General features: G+C 68.1%; 16 protein-coding genes. 3 read left to right on the plus strand and 13 right to left on the minus strand.

The features are described 5' to 3' along the window. Positions 1–85: 85 nt before the first annotated feature. Together prfB and P8934_RS16100 are read right to left on the minus strand one after the other, a co-directional pair. A protein-coding gene (gene prfB, locus P8934_RS16095; protein ID WP_347403441.1) for a peptide chain release factor 2 occupies positions 86–1,184 on the minus strand; the annotation gives its coding sequence in 2 pieces (ribosomal slippage) (positions 86–1,108 and positions 1,110–1,184; 1,098 coding nt in all). A 193-nt stretch (positions 1,185–1,377) separates the two neighbouring features. Then, complete coding sequence (locus P8934_RS16100; RefSeq protein WP_278031927.1) at positions 1,378–2,751, minus strand: outer membrane protein transport protein; 1,374 nt, start codon at positions 2,749–2,751, stop codon at positions 1,378–1,380. Positions 2,752–3,030: 279 nt separating this feature from the next. Between P8934_RS16100 and P8934_RS16105 the strand changes: the two genes are divergently transcribed. The 3 genes from P8934_RS16105 (at position 3,031) to P8934_RS16115 (ending at position 6,787) form a co-directional block, all read left to right on the plus strand. Beyond that, positions 3,031–3,474, plus strand: a complete 444-nt coding sequence (locus P8934_RS16105; RefSeq protein ID WP_133637537.1) for a MerR family transcriptional regulator — start codon at positions 3,031–3,033, stop codon at positions 3,472–3,474. Then, positions 3,471–6,248 carry a heavy metal translocating P-type ATPase gene (locus P8934_RS16110; RefSeq protein ID WP_347403442.1) on the plus strand — a complete coding sequence of 926 codons (2,778 nt, stop codon included), beginning with the start codon at positions 3,471–3,473 and terminating at the stop codon, positions 6,246–6,248. The genes P8934_RS16105 and P8934_RS16110 overlap by 4 nt, the downstream gene beginning before the upstream one ends. Before the next feature lie 119 nt (positions 6,249–6,367). Continuing rightward, positions 6,368–6,787, plus strand: coding sequence for a VOC family protein (locus P8934_RS16115; RefSeq protein WP_278031928.1), 420 nt, complete (start codon positions 6,368–6,370; stop codon positions 6,785–6,787). A 205-nt stretch (positions 6,788–6,992) separates the two neighbouring features. Here the strand turns inward: P8934_RS16115 and P8934_RS16120 are convergent, their stop codons facing one another. The 11 genes from P8934_RS16120 to ffh all read right to left on the minus strand — a co-directional run bounded on the left by P8934_RS16120 (position 6,993) and on the right by ffh (position 17,985). Further along, positions 6,993–7,610 (minus strand): YitT family protein, encoded by a 618-nt coding sequence (locus tag P8934_RS16120; RefSeq protein WP_278031929.1) that lies wholly within the window; start codon positions 7,608–7,610, stop codon positions 6,993–6,995. A gap of 10 nt (positions 7,611–7,620) precedes the next feature. Continuing rightward, a complete protein-coding gene (locus tag P8934_RS16125) occupies positions 7,621–9,423 on the minus strand; it encodes a DHHA1 domain-containing protein (protein WP_278031930.1) in 1,803 nt (600 codons plus the stop codon). Positions 9,424–9,597: 174 nt separating this feature from the next. Continuing rightward, on the minus strand, positions 9,598–10,986 hold the full coding sequence (thrC, locus tag P8934_RS16130; RefSeq protein WP_278031931.1) for a threonine synthase: 1,389 nt from the start codon (positions 10,984–10,986) through the stop codon (positions 9,598–9,600). Between the two features lie 3 nt (positions 10,987–10,989). Then, complete coding sequence (locus tag P8934_RS16135) at positions 10,990–12,306, minus strand: homoserine dehydrogenase (RefSeq protein ID WP_106231361.1); 1,317 nt, start codon at positions 12,304–12,306, stop codon at positions 10,990–10,992. 85 nt (positions 12,307–12,391) lie between these two features. Then, positions 12,392–13,132 (minus strand): DsbC family protein, encoded by a 741-nt coding sequence (locus P8934_RS16140; protein ID WP_278031932.1) that lies wholly within the window; start codon positions 13,130–13,132, stop codon positions 12,392–12,394. A gap of 3 nt (positions 13,133–13,135) precedes the next feature. Then, positions 13,136–14,038 (minus strand): site-specific tyrosine recombinase XerD, encoded by a 903-nt coding sequence (gene xerD, locus P8934_RS16145; protein WP_278031933.1) that lies wholly within the window; start codon positions 14,036–14,038, stop codon positions 13,136–13,138. A gap of 118 nt (positions 14,039–14,156) precedes the next feature. Further along, complete coding sequence (gene rplS / locus P8934_RS16150; RefSeq protein ID WP_106231358.1) at positions 14,157–14,513, minus strand: 50S ribosomal protein L19; 357 nt, start codon at positions 14,511–14,513, stop codon at positions 14,157–14,159. Positions 14,514–14,673: 160 nt separating this feature from the next. Beyond that, entirely contained in the window at positions 14,674–15,435 is a 762-nt protein-coding gene (gene trmD / locus P8934_RS16155; protein ID WP_278034052.1) for a tRNA (guanosine(37)-N1)-methyltransferase TrmD, read from the minus strand. Positions 15,436–15,518: 83 nt separating this feature from the next. Beyond that, positions 15,519–16,067 carry a ribosome maturation factor RimM gene (gene rimM / locus P8934_RS16160; RefSeq protein WP_278031934.1) on the minus strand — a complete coding sequence of 183 codons (549 nt, stop codon included), beginning with the start codon at positions 16,065–16,067 and terminating at the stop codon, positions 15,519–15,521. Positions 16,068–16,107: 40 nt separating this feature from the next. Next, on the minus strand, positions 16,108–16,356 hold the full coding sequence (gene rpsP, locus P8934_RS16165; protein WP_106231355.1) for a 30S ribosomal protein S16: 249 nt from the start codon (positions 16,354–16,356) through the stop codon (positions 16,108–16,110). Between the two features lie 228 nt (positions 16,357–16,584). Continuing rightward, a complete protein-coding gene (gene ffh, locus P8934_RS16170; protein WP_278031935.1) occupies positions 16,585–17,985 on the minus strand; it encodes a signal recognition particle protein in 1,401 nt (466 codons plus the stop codon). Between the last annotated feature and the right edge of the window lie 143 nt (positions 17,986–18,128).

An 18,128-nucleotide genomic window follows, 5' to 3' on the forward strand; every position in this document is an offset into this window, starting at 1 on the left:
CATCAAGTTGGGCTGGGGCGGGAAAACGGCGACGGGGAAAGGCGCCGCCACGGCGGGGCCCATCACCCCGCCATGAGCGGCAGGGCTAGAGGCCCTGCTTGAGGCTGGCGACGATGAACGGGTCCAGATCGCCGTCCAGCACCTTGTCGCAGCTGCTCGACTGCACGCCAGTGCGCAGGTCCTTGATGCGCTGGTCATCCAGCACATAGGAGCGGATCTGGCTGCCCCAGCCGATATCGGCCTTGGAGTCCTCGGCCTCCTGCTTGGCGGCGTTGCGCTTCTGCATCTCGTGTTCCCACAGCTTCGCCTTGAGCTGCTTCATGGCGAAGTCGCGGTTGGCGTGCTGGCTGCGCTGGCTCTGGCAGGCCACCACGATGCCGGTGGGCTCGTGGGTAATGCGCACCGCCGAGTCGGTGGTGTTGACGTGCTGCCCACCGGCCCCGCTGGAGCGGTAGGTATCGGTGCGCAGGTCCGAGGGATTGATCTCGACCTCGAAGCTGTCATCCACCTCCGGCGAGAGGAACACCGAGGCGAACGAGGTATGCCGACGGCCGCCGGAGTCGAAGGGGCTCTTGCGCACCAGGCGATGCACGCCGGTCTCGGTACGCAGCCAGCCGAAGGCGTACTCCCCCTGGATGTGCACGGTGGCCGACTTGATGCCCGCCACCTCGCCGGCGGAGACCTCGATGATCTCGGCCTTGAAGCCGTGGTGCTCGGCCCAGCGCAGGTACATGCGCAGCAGCATGTTGGCCCAGTCCTGGGCCTCGGTGCCGCCGGAGCCGGCCTGGATGTCGAGATAGGCGTTGTTCTCGTCCATCTCGCCGGAGAACATGCGCCGGAACTCGAGCTTCTCGAGGCTGGCCTGCAGCCCCTCGAGCTCCTTGTGGACCTCGGCGACGGTGCCCTCGTCCTCCTCCATCTCGGCGAGCTCGAGCAGGTCGCGACTGTCGCCGAGCCCCTGGTCGAGCTCGTCGATGGTGGCGACGATCGCCTCCAGCGTCGCCCGCTCCTTGCCGAGCTTCTGGGCATTGTCCGGATCGCTCCAGACGTCGGGGTCCTCTAGCTCGCGGGTAACTTCCTCTAGCCGATCCTTCTTTTCGGCATAGTCAAAGATACCCCCTCAGGACGTCTGTCCGCTCAGACAGGTCCTTGATCAGGTGGTGAATCGGGTTGGTTTCCAGCATGGGGCTCATCCGAGTCTGCGATGGAACGATGGCCGACGGGGCGCAGGTTCGACACCAGGGCCCCGACGGCACGGAAAAGGCGCCTATTGTAGCGAAAGTGCCGCCGCGCCGCATCCATGCCCACGCCGACGGCGGGCCAGAACGACAAGACCCGGCCGAAGCCGGGTCTCGAGGTCAGGCGCGTGCTCGATGCTCAGAAGCGGTAGTCCACCGAGAGGGCGAAGACGTCGGCCTCCACCTCGTAGGTGCCGTTCAGGCTACCCTTGGTCGCGTTCTCTTCCTTACTGCCGTCCTGATCGATATCGCCATCGTCGGCGAAGACATGCATGTAGCCGGCGGTAATGCCGAGCTCGGGCGTGGGCATCCAGGTGGCGCCGAGGGTGGCCCACTGGCGATCGGCATCCGGCACCCGCGGGGTGCGGAACTCGGCGCTGGGCACCGGGCTCTCGTCCACGCCCAGGCCGGCACGCAGCAGCCACTGCGGGGTCAGCGCATAGTTGGCGCCCACCGAGAAGGCCCAGGTATCGTCCCAGTTCTCGGTGGTCGAGCTATCCGTGCCATCCTCGAACTCGACCACCAGCTCGTCGAAGCTGCTCCACTCGGTCCATTCGGCATTGGCCATCAGTGCCAGCCGATCGGTCAGCTGGTGGTAGATGCCCAGATTCAGGTTAGCTGGAGTGGTCAGGTCGGCGGTGCCCCCGCCATCGCGCAGGCGACCCTGGGCCTGCGCGCCCTCAAGCACCTGCTGGCCGACGGCATTATCCGAGCTGTAGTCGACCTCGCCATCGAGAGTCAGGTCTATCTCGGAGCGGTAGCTGGCGCCAAGACGCGTCTTATCGGTAACTTGGAAGAGAGCGCCCAAGGTATAGCCATACCCCCAATCGTCTCCGGTGACCTCGGCAAAGCCATCGGCAAGCCCTGCCTGGGAAGCCAACGCTTGAGCTTGGGCAATATTCCCCTGTTCCTGTTCAGACTTTGCCCCGAAGGAGGCGAGGTCTAATGAATTGGAGAGCGTCGCATCGGCATATTGCGCCCGCAGGCCGACGGCCAGGTTAAGGCGCTCGGTCACCCGGTAGTTGAGGGTCGGCTGAAAGTCGATCGTCTTAAGCTCAGTCTCCACGGCGTGGTAGCGGCCGATCCAGTCCTCATCGTACTTGGTGGAGAGCCCGTAGGGCGCGTAGATGGCCAGGCCCAGGTCGAACCGCTCGTTCAGTTGTGTCTTGGCGGCGAAGCTCGGCACCGTGGCCGTCTCACCGCCCTGGCCGGACTGGTCGACGCCATAGACGATCGGCCCATTAGAAGCCGTGGCGTCCTGCAGCTCGAAATCGGCGTCGATGTAGGCCACCCCGCCGGCGACCTGGTTGCCGTCGATATTGCCGATGGCGGCCGGATTGTAGGCCATGAAGCTGACGTCCTCGGCCCCCGCGGTGGCGTTGGAGAGGGCGTTGGCCAGTGTCTTGGCGCTCTGCTCGCGGACCTGGAAGCCGGAAGCGGAGACCTGGCTGGCGATCAGCGCCGTGGAGGCGATGGCCACGGCGAGGGAGAGCTTGTTGAACTTGTTGTGCATGGGCTCGACATCCTTTCGGGTAGGTGATGCTGGGTGCTTGTCGTGGAACGTTCTGGCGTACCCGCAGTGTTTGCGAATCCTCCATTCGGGATCAAGCACAAACGGCCGTTTGAAAACAAAAAAAACTAATACTTTGGTCGCACGATCGTTTCATTCCCTGAACTTTCATTAACTTAGATAACTCATGCCCCCGTGCTAGGCAGGACTCCATCGCCCCTTGACCTATGGGTAACCCAAGGGTTTTACACTTGCGCCATGACATCTCCGAGAGGCCCCACCATGAAGGTCAGCGAACTGGCACGCCTGGCCGGCGTCACCGCCGAGACCGTGCGCCACTACACCCGCGAGGGGCTGCTGCATCCCGAGCGCCATCCCGAGAACGGCTACCAGCTGTTCGGGCAGGGTGACCTGGACCGGCTGCGCTTTATCCAGCGGGCCCGCACCCTGGGCTTCGGCGTGGCCGAGATCCGCGACATCCTGGACCATGCCGACCATGGCGACTCGCCCTGCCCCATGGTGCGCGACCTGCTGGCCAGCCGGCTGCCGCAGATCCGGGAACGGATCCGCGAGCTGCAATCCCTGGCCTCGCGCATGGAGCAGGCCCTGGCCGCCTGGGAGGAGATGCCCGACGGCACCCCCGACGGCCACAGCCTCTGCCGCCTGATCGAGAGCTTTCCCGAACCGCTCACTGCCGGCCACGAGACCGGCGAGGAGACCCGATGAACGCCAGACAGCCCCTGGAGCGCCAGGTGCCCGGCATGAACTGCCAGGGCTGCGTGGCCACCATGCGCCGGGCCATCCAGGCCCGGGACGCGCAGGCCGAGGTCACCGGCACCCCGTCCGAGAAACGCCTTGAGGTCACCACCACCCTCGCCGATGAGGCCCTGGACGAGGCGCTGGCCGAGGCCGGCTACCCGACCGCAGGACGGCGCCACCACGAGCGCAACGTGCCGGGCATGAGCTGCCAGGGGTGCGTGGGCAGGATGCGCAAGGCGATCCAGGCCGAGGACCCGGAAGCCGAGGTGACCGGCTTCCCGGACGAGAAGCGCCTGGCGGTGGAGACGGCCCTGGAGGGCGCCAGCCTCGACCGGCTGCTGGAACAGACCGGCTACCCGGCCGCTCGCGCGTCGCAGGCTGCCGAGCCCGCCCCCGCGCAAGGGCCCGAGCGTCCCTCCACCGAGGCGGCGCCCGAGCAGGACAAGGCCCCAGAGACGGAAGAGAGCGGCGCGCGCGCCACCACCCGCCGGCTGTCGATCAGCGGCATGACCTGCGCCAGCTGCGTGAAGAGCGTCCAGCAGGCCCTGGAGCGCACCCCCGGCGTGGTCGGCGCGGAGGTCAACTTCGGCACCCATACCGCCCAGGTACGCGGCAGCGCCGACCCGGATGCCCTGGTCCGTGCCGTGGAGGACGTGGGCTACGGTGCCGAGCCCATCGTCGACATGCGCGAGGCCGAGCAGGCCCGCGCCGAGCGTGACGAGCGGGAGTACCGCCGCCGCCTGAAGGGGAGCGCCTGGTCGCTGGCCCTGGCCTTGCCGCTGATGGCCAGCATGTTCGTCTTCCACCCCCACCCGGTGGGGGCCGGGCGGCTCTACTGGCTGGTAATCGGGGTGCTGACGCTGGCGGTGATGGTGTTCCCGGGCCGCCACTTCTTCGTCAATGCCTGGAAGAACTTCCGCCACCACCAGGCCAACATGGATACCCTGATCGCCATGGGCACCGGCACCGCCTGGCTGTACTCCATGGCGGTGGTGGCCGTCGGGCCCTGGCTGCCCGAGGTGGCCCGCGGCATCTACTTCGAGGCCTCGGCGATGATCATCGGCCTGGTGCTGCTGGGGAATGCCCTGGAGCTGCGGGCGCGGGGCCGGACCAGCGATGCCCTCAAGCGGCTGCTCGACCTGCAGAGCCGCACCGCGCGGGTGATCCGCGACGGCGAGGAGCGCGAGGTCGAGATCGACGAGGTGCAAGAGGGCGACCGCATCCGCGTGCGCCCCGGCGAGCGCCTGCCGGTGGACGGCGAGGTGACCGAGGGACAGAGCCATATCGACGAGTCCATGCTCACCGGCGAACCCCTGCCGGTGGGCAAGGGCGAGGGCGACGAGGTGAGCGCCGGCACGGTCAACGGCAAGGGCTCGCTGGTCTATCTTGCAACGCGCGTAGGTGCTGACACCCGCCTGGGCCAGATCACCGAACAGGTGGCCAGCGCCCAGAACTCCCGCCCGCCCATCGGCCAGCTGGCCGATAAGGTGTCGAGCGTCTTCGTGCCCTCGGTAATGATCATCGCCGTGATCACCGCACTGGCCTGGTTCAACTTCGGTGCCGAGCCACGGGTGATCCATATGCTGGTCACCGCCACCACGGTGCTGATCATCGCCTGCCCCTGCGCCCTGGGCCTGGCCACGCCGATCTCCACGATGATCGGCGTGGGCAAGGCGGCCGAGCATGGCGTGCTGGTGAGAAGCGGCGATGCCCTGCAGACCGCCAGCAAGCTCACCACCCTGGTGGTGGACAAGACCGGCACCCTGACCGAGGGCAAGCCGGAGGTGACGGAATCGGAGGTGCTCGAAGGCGACGAGCGGGACATGCTGGGCCTGGTGGCGGCCCTGGAGCGCGGCTCCGAGCACCCCCTCGCGGCCGCCCTGATGACCCACGCGGAAGAGCGGCAGGCCGAGCCCGGCGAGATCCGGGACTTCGACACCGTCACCGGCGGCGGGGTCAAGGCGACCTCCGCCGACGGCAGGGCGCTGCTGCTGGGCAACGCCCGCCTGCTTCAGGAAGCCGGCATCGACCTTTCCGGCGGCCGCGACCTTGCCGGCGCACTGGAGGAGAAGGCGCGCACCGTGGTCTACCTGGCGGTGGATGGCCGGCTGGCCGCGCTGTTCGGCATCAGTGACCCCTTGCGTCATGACACCATCGCCGCAGTGAAGCGCCTGCAGGCCGACGGCCTCAAGGTGGTGATGCTCACCGGCGACAATGCGCATACCGCCGCCGCCATCGCCCGGGAGGTCGGCATCGACGACTTCCGCGCCGGCCTGCTGCCCGAGGACAAGCACGCCGAGATCGAGCGCCTTCAGGCCGAGGGCGAGGTCGTGGGCATGGTAGGCGACGGCATCAACGACGCCCCTGCCCTGGCCCGGGCCGACGTGGGCTTCGCCATCGGGCAGGGCACTGACGTGGCCATCGAGAGCGCCGGCATCACCCTGGTGCGCGGCTCGCTGCACGGCGTGGCCGCCGCCATCGAGATCAGCCGGGCCACCCTGCGCAATATCAAGCAGAACCTGGTGGGCGCCTTCGGCTACAACACCCTGGGCATCCCCATCGCTGCCGGGGTGCTCTACCCCGTCACCGGCGCCCTGCTCTCGCCGATGATCGCCGGGGCTGCCATGTCGCTCTCCTCGATCACCGTGGTCAGCAACGCCAACCGGCTGCGCCTGTTCCGCCCCTCCGGCGAGGCCGCGGGCGGCGACAACGACAGCCACCAGAAGCAGGAGGACGCATGATGAGCTGGATCGTCAATCTCGCCGGCCTGGCCCTGATCGCCCTGATCGCCTGGTGGTTCTGGGGGAGCCAGCACTGACCCTTGCTAGACTGAAGAAAAATACAAGGATCGGAGGTGGCCATGCCGAAGCTCAACGGCGTACTGGAGACCGCGCTCTACGTGGAGGACATGGCCCGGGCGCGGACCTTCTTCGAAGGCGTGATGGGACTCTCGCCCTTCAACGCCGACCACCGCTTCACCGCCTATGACGCCGGGGCCGGCTCGGTGCTACTGCTCTTCCTGCACGGCGAGACGCTGGAGACCGTAGTGCTGCCCGACGGGATGGGGACCATCCCGCCCCACGACGGCAGCGGCCGGGTGCACCTCGCCTTCGCCATCGCCGCCCGCGAGCTCGCGGCCTGGGAGGGCCAGCTCGAGGATCACGGCATTGCCATCGAGGGGCGTACCCACTGGCCACGAGGGGGAGAGAGTCTCTATTTCCGCGACCCCGACGGTCACCTGCTGGAGCTGGCCACCCCCGGCGTCTGGCCCAACTATTGAGAGCGCTCTCCCGCGAGAGCCTGCCTCTCTATCCGGCCGCGACCCCGACGGCCACCTGCTGGAACTGGCCACCCCCGGGGTCTGGCCCAACTATTGAGAGCGCTCTCCCGCGAGAGCCTGCCTCTCTATCCGGCCGTGACCCCGACAGTCACCTGCTGGAGCTGGCCACGCCCGTCGTCTGGCCCAACGACTGAGCCACCATGCCTCAGCTGACGCCCATGTAGCGCCCCGGCTTGTGGTTCAGCGCGATGATCAGGTTGAGTGCCACCGCCCCCACTACCGAGAGGCCCACCCGCTCGATCGGCAGCACCAGCAGGGCGACCAGCATGATCAGCGCATCGATGCCCAGCTGGACGTAGCCCGCCCGCCAGCCATAGCGGTCCTGCAGGAAGAGCGCAAGGATGTTGATGCCGCCGAGGCTCGTGCGGTGGCGGAACAGCACCAGCATGCCGATGCCGATCAGGCTGCCGCCCATCAGGGCCGCATAGAGCGGCTGCAGCCACTCGATGCGGATCCAGCCGGCGGTGAGCTCCGAGAACACCGAGACCAGGCCGATGGCCACGAAGGTGCGAAGGGTGAACGACCAGCCCATGCGACGCACGGCCAGCCAGTAGAACGGCAGGTTGATCAGGAAGAACCCGATCCCGAAGCGCCAGCCGGTGGCGTACTGCAGCAGGAAGGCCAGGCCCGCGGTACTGCCGGTGAGCAGCATTGCCTGGGTATAGAAGCTGACGCCGAGGGCGACGAAGAGGGTGCCGACCAGCATCGCCATCACGTCCTCATGGGCGCGATGGGGGTCGGTGGGCAGTTCCTGGGGATCCATCTCTCTTTCCTTATAGTGGCTCGGCGTGCTCGACCATCAGCTGGAGGCTCTCGCGCCCCCGCCAGCGGTTGCGATTGAGCTTGAAGGCACAGTGCAGGCGATCGCCGACGCCGAAGGCCGGCACCTCTCCCGGGGTCAGGGCGCGAAACCAGATGGCCTTCAGGCTCGCGGCCCCGGCGGAGAGCTCGAGCATCAGGTGGCTGCCATCGGCCCCCACAGGTCTCAGCGCATCGACCAGGAACTCGCCCTGGAACAGCGGGGCATCGAACTCCCGGCCATAGGGCCCCAGCCGCTCGAGCTCGTCGAGGGTGGCGAGGCCGAGCTGATGGGGCGCCAGCTCGCCGTCGGTGAGGATCCGCGGGCAGAGCTCGGTATCGCCAAGCTGCTCGCCCACTGCCTGCAGGAAGGCCGCACGGAACACCGCCAGGTGTTCGCGCGGCACCCCCACCCCGGCGGCGCCGCGGTGGCCACCGAAGCGCGGCAGCGCCTCGGGCGCCAGCGCGAAGGTGCGCTGCAGGGCGTCGCGCAGGTGCAGCCCCTCGATGGAGCGCCCGGAGCCGGTGAGCATGCCGGGGGCCGCTGCCGGGGTCAGCACCAGCGCCGGCCGGCCGAAGGCCTGCACCAGCCGCGAGGCGACGATGCCCTGCACGCCGGGATGCCCCGACGCCAGGAAGACGACGATGGCGGGCTCGTCGGCCGTCAAAGCCGGCAGTGCCAGGGCCTTGGCCTCCTCGGCCATCTCCGCCTCGATCGCCTTGCGCGACTGGTTGTCCTGATCCAGCGTCTCCAGGTGCCGCGCCGCCGTGGCGTCGTCCGCCGCGAGCATGAAGTGCAGCGCCGCATAGGGATCGTCGAGCCGCGAACGGGCGTTGATCCTTGGCCCCATCTGGAAGGCCAGGGTCTCGGCATCGAAGGGCACGCTGTCGGCCCCCAGGCGTGCCGCCATGGCGCGCCAGCAGGCGGCCTCCATGCGGTTGATCAGCGCCAGGCCATGGGTCACCACGGCGCGGTTGGCGGCGCTGCCGCCCAGGGAGACGCAGTCCGCCACCGTGCCCAGTGCCACGTAGGAGAGCCAGGGCGAGAGCTTGGGCGTGGCCTCGGGAAGCACCCCCCACTCGACCAGCACGCCGCGGGTCAGCGACATCGTAAGCCAGGCCACCATGCAGCCGGCGATGGTCGGGTCGGGATAGGCGCAGTCGTCGCGGGTGGGATTGACCACGGCGTAGGCCGAGGCCGGCGGGCCCTCCAACGGCAGGGCGTGGTGGTCGCTGACCACCACCTCGATGCCGGCATCCCGGAGCCGGGCAATGCGCGGCTCGTCGGAACTTCCGCAGTCGGCGGTGATCACCAGGCTCGGGCGCGGCGAGAGCGCCAGGGTGCGCTCCACCAGCGGCAGGCTGATGCCGTAGCCGTCATGGATGCGGTGGCCGATCAGGCTGTGCAGGCGGGCCTCGGGCACCCCGAAGAGTTCCACCAGGGTACGACGGATCACCACGTGGGAGGTGATGCCGTCCACGTCGTAGTCGGTGAGGATGCCGATATGCTCGCCATCCACCACCGCCTGGGCGATGCGCTCTGCCGCACGCCGTGCGTCGGCGAGTTTCTCGGGGTGGGCCAGGTGGCGCAGGCTGGGCGAGACCAGCGGCGCCAGTTCACCCTGGTAGCCGGCAAGCCGCCCCGCCAGCACCCGGGCCTGAAGCTCGGTCAGGCCCTCTTCGCGGGCACGGGCATAGAGCGCCTCATCGCGGGGCCTGGGCTGGATGCGGGGGCGCAAACGCGCCTGCAGATCGATGGGATCGGTGACGGCGACCAAGCCATGCTCCTGCAAGTAAGAGACACGAAGAAGGGCAGCGGGAGGCCGAGGCTCGCTCGGGGCGGATCCTGCCACAAGCTCAAAGCTCAAAGCTCGAAGCTCGAAGACAGCCTGTATCTGCCACAAGGAGCGACCAGGCTTTTTCTTCAAGCTTCAAGCTTATGGCTTACAGCTCTAGCGACGGTTCTCGGCCACGAACTGCTGCACGGCGGAAAGCTCCGCAGGCAGCACAGTATAGCGCTCCTCGCGCTCCAGCAGGTCGTCCATGTGCGGCGGCAACGGCACGCCCGGGAAGCCGGCCTTGACCACCGCCTCGGCGAACTTGGCCGGGTGGGCCGTGGCCAGGGTGATCACCGGGGTCGCGGCATCGGCACGCTCCTGCTCGGCGGCACGGTAGCCGGTGGCGGTGTGCGGGTCGAGGATCTCCTGGGTGCGGTGATGCGCCTCGCGGATCACCTCCAGGATGGTGGCATCGTCCACGCTGTGGCTGGCGAAGGACTCACGCAGCCTGGCCAGCGGCGCCTCGGCCAGCGCCGAGGGCTCGCTCTGGAAGCGCTCAAGCAGGGCCTTTACAGAGGCCCCGTCGCGCTCGTAGGCCTCGAACAGCAGCCGCTCGAAGTTGGAGGACACCACGATGTCCATGGAGGGCGCCAGGGTGGCCACCAGCTCCTGCTTGGAGAAGTCGTTGTCGGCCAGGGTGCGGTGCAGAATGTCGTTGGCATTGGTGGCGATGATGAACTGCTTCACCGGCAGCCCCATGCGCTTGGCCATGTAGCCGGCGAAGACATTGCCGAAGTTGGCCGAGGGCACGCAGAAGCTCACCGCCCGGTGGGGGGCCCCCAGCGCCACGGCCGAGGCAACGTAGTAGACGATCTGGGCCATGATGCGCGCCCAGTTGATGGAATTCACCGCCACCAGCCGGGTGCCGTCGAGGAAGCCCTGGTCGGCGAAGCTCGCCTTGACCATCGCCTGGGCGTCATCGAAGTTGCCCTCGATGGCGACATTGAAGACGTTGTCGGCCAGCACCGTGGTCATCTGGCGTCGCTGCACCTCCGAGACCCGCTGGTGGGGATGGAGGATGAAGATGTCCAGGTTGTCGCAGTGGCGGCAGCCCTCGATGGCCGCCGAGCCGGTATCCCCGGAGGTCGCCCCCATGATGACGGCCCGCTCGCCGCGCTTCTGCAGGAAATGGTCGAGGATGCGGCCGAGCAACTGCAGCGCCACGTCCTTGAAGGCCAGCGTCGGGCCATGGAACAGCTCGAGCAGGAAGTGGTTGGCATCGAGCTGGTTGAGCGGCACCACGGCATCGTGGCTGAAGGTGGCATAGGCCTCCTCGACGATGCCGCGAAAGATCGCATCGTCGATCTCGCCGTTGACGTAGGGCTTCATGACCCGGAAGGCGATCTCGGCATAGGAGAGCCCGGCCATGGCCGCCAGGTCATCATGGGAAAGCGTCGGGATCTCATCCGGCACATAGAGGCCGCCGTCGCTGGCCATGCCGGTGAGCACGACCTCCTCGAAGGAGAGCGCGGGCGCCTGCCCGCGGGTGCTGATATAGCGCATGGCTTACTCCTGCTCGTCCAGCGACTCGACCCGAATGCGCGTCACGGGGCCGGCGATGTCGGCCAGCGACTCGATCAGGCGGATCGCCTCGTTCATCTGCTTCTCGCGGGTACGATGGGTCAGCAGGATGATCGGCACCAGTTCGCCCTCGGTGGCCTCCTTCTGGATCAGCGCCTCGATGGAGATGCCCTGCTCGGAGAGGATGGTCGCCACTCGCGCCAGCACGCCGGGGCGGTCCACCGCCAGCAGCCGCAGGTAGTAGGCGGTGATGATGTCCTCCATGGGCATGATCGGCAGGTCGCTCTCCTGCTCGCCGATGCCGCTGAAGGCCAGGTAGGGCACCCGGTAGTGGTGGTCGGTGGCGATGTCGCGGGCCACGTCCAGCAGGTCGGCGACCACCGCGGAGGCGGTGGGCTCGGCGCCGGCACCGGCCCCGTAGTAGAGGGTCGGTCCCACGGCGTCGCCCATCACCGCGATGGCATTCTTGACGCCGTGGACGCTGGCCAGCAGGCGCTCCTTGGGAATCAGCGTCGGGTGCACCCGCAGTTCGAGGCCCGATTCGGTACGCTTGGAGATCCCCAGGTGCTTGATCACGTAGCCCAGGTTGTCGGCCTGCTCCACGTCCTCGGCGGTGATGCGCGAGATGCCCTCGGTGTAGGCCTTGTCGAACTGCAGCGGCACGCCATAGGCGATGGAGGCGAGGATGGTCAGCTTGTGGGCGGCGTCGATGCCCTCGACGTCGAAGGTCGGGTCGGACTCGGCGTAGCCCAGCGCCTGGGCCTCGGCGAGCACGTCCTCGAAGGCCCGCCCCTCGTCGCGCATGTGGGTCAGGATGTAGTTGCCGGTGCCGTTGATGATACCGGCCACCCACTCGATGCGGTTGGCCCCCAGGCCCTCGCGCAGCGACTTGATCACCGGGATGCCGCCGGCCACCGCGGCCTCGAAGGCGACGATCACCCCCTTCTCGTGGGCGGCCCGGAAGATCTCGTTGCCGTGCACGGCGATCAGCGCCTTGTTGGCGGTGACCACGTGCTTGCCGTGCTCGATGGCGGTGAGCACCAGCTCGCGGGCCACGTCGTAGCCGCCGATCAGCTCGACCAGCACGTCGATATCGGGGTTGGTGGCCACCTCGAAGACGTCGGAGGTGGTCCGGATGCCGGTGGTGTCACAGTCGGGATTGAGGCTACGGAAGGCGACCTGCTCGATGACGATCGGACGTCCCGCCCGCCGGGCGATGTCGTCGGCATTGCGTGTCAGCACGTTGAAGGTTCCGCCACCGACGGTTCCCAGGCCACAGATTCCCACTCTCACCGGTTTCAATGTCATTCCCCTCGTTCTGGCGTGTGTCTCAGCGTGGATCGGGCCCGACCGGGCCCGCCGTGCCGACGTTCATCGACGTCGGTCATCACTCGTTCAGGCCGAGCATGGCGGCCAGGCGCTCCGCCGGCACATAGCCGGGCACCAGGCGACCGTCGGGCAGCACGATCGCCGGCGTACCCTGGACGCCAAGCTCCATGCCCAGATGATACTGTTCCTCGACCGGATTGTCGCAGTCGGCGGCACCCGACAGCGCTTCCTCGCGCTTGGCCGCGGACATCGCCTCGGCCGGATTGTCGGCACACCACACCTGCTGCAGCTCCCTGCCCCCCGGCGAGCCCAGGCCGCTGCGCGGGAAGGCCAGGTAGTGCACCTCGATCCCCAGCTCGTTGAGCCGTGGCACCTCCTCGTGGAGCTGCCGGCAGTAGGGGCAGGTGGTATCGGTGAAGACCATCAGGGTGGCGCGTGGCTCGCCGGGGCCGCGGAAGACCACCCGTTCGCTCTCCGGCACCGCGGCGAGACGCCCGCTACGCTCGGCGTTGCGGCCCTGCTCGGTGAGGTTGACCAGGCCGTTTTCGCCGTTCTCGTAGAGGTCGCCGACCAGGAAGTGGCTGCCCTCGGCGTTGCTGTAGAAGGTCTCGCCACTCTCCAGCTTCACCTCGAAGAAGCCCTCCAGCGGTGTCTCGCGCACGCGCTCCACGGGCATGGACTGGCCGTTGACCGTGAGGGTCTCGGCCAGCTGTTCGGCCGGGTCGGCCTGGGCGACGGGCAGCAGGGCCAGGGAGGCGGCGAGCAGTCCGCCGCCGAGGGTAAGGGTCGATCGTCTCATGAGTCAGCCTCGAGGATGATGGTCGGCATGCAGGGCTTCCAGTCGCACCTGCGCCACATGGGTATAGATCTGCGTGGTCGAGAGGTCGCTGTGACCGAGCAGCAGCTGTACGACACGCAGGTTGGCCCCATGATTCAACAGATGGGTGGCGAAGGCGTGGCGCAGGGTATGCGGCGACAGCGGCCGGTCGATGCCGGCAGTACGCGCATGGGCCTTGATGCGGTGCCAGAAGGCCTGGCGCGTCAGGCAGCGGTCGCCCCGCCCGGGGAACAGCGCCGGCCGGGTGATGTCGACCATCAGCGCCCCCCGGGCGCCACGCAGGTAGCGCGACAGCCACGCCACGGCCTCCTCGCCCAGTGGCACCAGGCGGTCCTTGTCGCCCTTGCCCCGCACCCGGACCACCCCTTGGCGCAGGTTGACCGCATCAGTGGTCAGCCCCACCAGCTCGCTGACCCGCAGCCCGGCCCCGTAGAGGACCTCGAGCATCGCCCGGTCACGCAGCCCCAGGTCGGTGGCCAGATCCGGGGCCGCGAGCAGGCGCTCCACCTCGGCCTCCTCCAGGGTATCGGGAAGCGAGGGGCGCACCCGGGGCAGCCGCACCTCGGCCAGCGGGTCCTGGTCGACGAGCCCTTCTGCCAGCGCCCAGCGGTAGAAACCGCGCAGGCTGGAGAGCAGCCGGGCGTTGCTGCGCAGGCTGTAGCCGGCCTCGCGACGCTCATCGAGCCAGGCCGGCAACTCCCCGCCGGCCGGCGCCAGCAGCCTCTGGTCGGCGCACTCCAGGCGCGCCTGCCAGGCGCTCAGGTCGTGGCGATAGGCGGCCAGGGTATTGTCGCTCGCCCCCCGCTCCAGCCACAGGCCGTCGAGGAAGGCATCGACCAGCGCGCCCGCATCCATGGTGGCTTGCATACGGCTCCCGGTCAGGCCCCAGCAGCACGAAACCCCGCCCCGCGGCAGCGGTGACGGGGTCTCGCGGGAGGTGCGGGGCCTGGGGCCCCGGCACCACGGGCCGGCAGAGGCGGCTGCCTCAGGCCAGCTTTTCCTTGATGCGGGCAGACTTGCCGCTGCGCTCGCGGAGGTAGTACAGCTTGGCCTGGCGCACGTCACCGCGACGCTTGACCTCGATGGAGTCGACCAGCGGGCTGTAGGTCTGGAAGGTCCGCTCGACGCCGACGCCGTGGGAGATCTTGCGCACGGTGAAGGCCGAGTTCAGGCCACGGTTGCGCTTGCCGATGACCACGCCCTCGAAGGCCTGGAGACGTTCGCGGGAGCCTTCCTTGACCTTGACCTGGACGACCACGGTATCGCCGGGGGCGAAGGCCGGGACTTCCTTGCTCATCTGCTCGCTCTCGAGCGCCTGGATCACCTTGTTCTTGCTGCTCATGACATTGACTCCTTGATAACCTGATCCGCCGGTCGGCTTGGGTTGCCGGCGAACCGTGATCCCGGCGCCCGAGTCGAGCTCGAGAGCGCGGGAATGCCGTTGGTGACACAGGTCCACCGGGCCCGCTGCGGGGCATGGCGTCCTGCACCTCCGCCCTGTCCTACCTCGTGGACAGCGCGTAGTCCTCGATGAACTCCTCGAGCAGCTCGCGCTGCTCGCCACTCAACGTCCTGCCTTCCAGCAGGTCGGGACGCCTGAGCCAGGTCCGTCCCAGGGACTGCTTGAGCCGCCAGCGCCGGATGGCGCCATGGTGGCCGCTGAGCAGGACCTCCGGCACCCGCCGCCCGTCGACTTCCTCCGGGCGCGTGTAGTGCGGACAGTCCAGCAGTCCGTCGTTGAAGGAGTCCTCGACCGCGGAATCCTGATGGCCCAGCACCCCGGGCACCAGCCTTGCCGCGGCATCGATCAGCACCATGGCCGGCAGTTCGCCGCCGCTGAGCACATAGTCGCCGATCGACCACTCCTCATCGATGTCGGCTTCCACCACCCGCTCATCGATGCCTTCATAGCGCCCGGCCACCACCACCAGGGGTGGGCCCGACGCCAGCTCCTGCACGCCCCGCTGGTCCAGGCGGCGCCCCTGGGGCGACAGGTAGATGACCTTCGCCCGCGTCCCGGTGGCCGCCTCGGCCCGCTCGCGAGCGGCGTGGATGGCCGCGCGCAGGGTGTCGACCTTCATCAGCATCCCCGGGCCACCGCCATAGGGGCGGTCATCCACGGTGCGATGCCGGTCGGTGGCGAAGTCCCGGGGGTTCCAGAACTCGAGCGCGATGCGCCCCTTCTCCACCGCCCTGCCAGTGACGCCATGGCGAGTGATCGCCTCGAACATCTCGGGAAACAGCGAGACCACCCCGACCCACATGCTGGCCGCCTGCCCGGCAGCCGCCGAATCGTAGGTCATCGAACCGGTTTCCGTCGGGGCTGTATCCGTCAAAACTGTTTCCGTCAAAATTCCGGATCCCAGTCGACGGTCATCACGCCGGCCTCGAGGTCCACGTCCAGCACCACCTCGCCGGGGAGGTAGGGCAGCAGCCGCTCGCGAGCCTCGATGCCCTCATCGACCTCGCCCTTGACCACCAGGACGTCGTTGGCGCCGGTCTCGAAGAGATAGGCGATCTGTCCCAGCGCCAGCCCCTCGCGGGTCACCACCCGAAGGCCTTCCAGCTGATACCAGTAGTAGTCATCAGCATCGAGCGCGGGCAGTTCCGCCTTGGGCAGCAGGATCTCGGCGCCAGCCAGGGCCTCGGCCGCCTCGCGGCTGTCGACCCCCTCGAGCCGGGCCACCAGGCCCTTGCCCTGGCGACGTCCCTGCAGGACGCCCATCCGGGTCAGCGTCGTCCCCTGGCGCAGCACCCAGGACGCGTAGTCGAGGATGCCCTCCATGGGGCTGGTGTACGAGTACACCCTCAGCCAACCCTTGACGCCATAGGGGCTGGTCAACGTGCCCAGCACCACATGATCGTCGGCGGGCTGCGCTTGCGCGTGTTCGCTCATCGACGACCCCTGGACCGTTGCTGCCGGCAAGTCAGGCCCTTCAGGCCTGCTTGCGGGCTTCCTTGACCAGCTCGGCGACGCGGGCGGAGAGCTGGGCACCCTGGCTCTGCCAGTGGCTGATGCGCTCCAGGTCGACGCGCAGGCGCTCTTCCTGGCCACGGGCCACCGGGTTGAAGAAGCCCAGGCGCTCGATGAAGCGGCCGTCACGGGACTTGCGGGAATCGGTCACGGTGAGGTGGTAGAAGGGACGCTTCTTGGCGCCACCACGTGCCAGACGAATGGTAACCATGCGTTGATTATCCTTCGGTTGAAGTTGCGGATGTTTCGGCCGAGGTGCCGATACCCTGCTGGCCCTCGACAATCTGCTACGGGAAGCGGGCCGACGGCCCGGCTTCGGGTCATTCGGTCACGACGATGGCCGCGTCGATCGCGGTCCTGCCAGTGAAGACGCGACATTCTACGGAAAACCGCCCGACTTGGAAACCTTTTTGCAGGGAGCGCCCCGCCGCGGGCCGGCTCAGCGCCACGGCATACCGCCGGGACCGCCCATGCCCCCGGGGCCGCCGGGACCACCGCCGCCCATCATGCCGGACATGCCACGCATCATCTTCTGCATGCCGCCCTTCTTGCCCGCCTTCTTCATCATCTTCTGCATCTGCTTGTGCTGCTTGAGCAGGCGATTGAGGTCGGGCACCTGCAGGCCGGCACCGGCGGCGATGCGCCGCTTGCGCGAGCCATTGATGATCTCGGGCTTGCGCCGCTCCTGGGGGGTCATGGAGTTGATCAGCGCCTCCAGCTTGCCCAGCTCCTTCTCGGGGCCAGGGCCCTGCGCCATCTCGGCCATCTGGCCCATGCCCGGCAGCTTGCCCATCAGGCCCCCCATGCCGCCCATCTTCTTGAGCTGCTGGAGCTGGTCGCGGAAGTCCTCGAGGTCGAAGCCCTGGCCCTTCTTGACCTTCTTGGCCAGCTGCTCAGCCTTCTTCTTGTCGACGGTTCGCTCGGCCTCCTCGATCAGCGACAGCACGTCGCCCATGCCGAGGATGCGAGAGGCCACGCGATCCGGATGGAAGGGCTCGAGGGCATCGACCTTCTCGCCCACCCCCATGAACTTGATCGGCTTGCCGGTGATATGGCGCACCGAGAGGGCCGCACCGCCGCGGGCGTCGCCATCGGCCTTGGTGAGGATCACCCCGGTCAGCGGCAGCGCCTCGTGGAAGGCCTTGGCGGTATTGGCGGCGTCCTGGCCGGTCATGGCATCGACGACGAACAGCGTCTCGTCGGGCACCACGGCCTTATGCAGCGCCTGGATCTCGGCCATCATCGCCTCGTCGATCGCCAGGCGGCCGGCGGTGTCGACGATCACCACGTCATGGAACTGGATTCGGGCATGCTTGATCGCCGCCTCGGCGATGGCGACAGGCTGCTGGTCGGAGCGCGACGGGAAGAAGTCGACCTCGACCTCCTTCGCCAGGGTCTCGAGCTGGTCGATGGCTGCCGGCCGATAGACGTCGGCGGAGACCACCAGCACCTTCTTCTTCTCGCGCTCGCGCAGGTAGCGCGCCAGCTTGGCCACCGAGGTGGTCTTGCCCGCCCCCTGCAGGCCGGCCATCAGCACCACGGCCGGGGTGCCCTTGAGGGTCAGCCCCTCGTTGGCCTCGCCCATGATCGCCTCGAGCTCCTGCTGGACGATCTTGACGAACTGCTGCCCCGGAGAGAGGCTCTGGGAGACCTCCTGCCCCACCGCACGCTCGCGCACGCGGTCGATGAACGCCTTGACGACCGGCAGGGCCACGTCGGCCTCGAGCAGCGCCCGGCGCACCTCGCGCAGCGTGTCCTTGACGTTGTCCTCTGTCAGGCGCGCCTGACCCTTGACCGACTTGAGCGTCTGCGACAGACGCTCGCTGAGATTCTGGAACATGGGCCTCTCCACGAACGATGGCCGGAGAGCCGACCCGGCACCGACCGGGGGCTCCCTGCAATGGTCGAAAATTATACGCCCTGTAGCCGCCAGTCTCCATGCATGACGGGCATTCGCCGCCCTCGCGGGGCGCGACGCCGGCT

This window comes from Halomonas sp. CKK8 (assembly GCF_029625235.1).
In the GTDB taxonomy this organism is placed as follows: Bacteria; Pseudomonadota; Gammaproteobacteria; order Pseudomonadales; family Halomonadaceae; genus Halomonas; species Halomonas ventosae.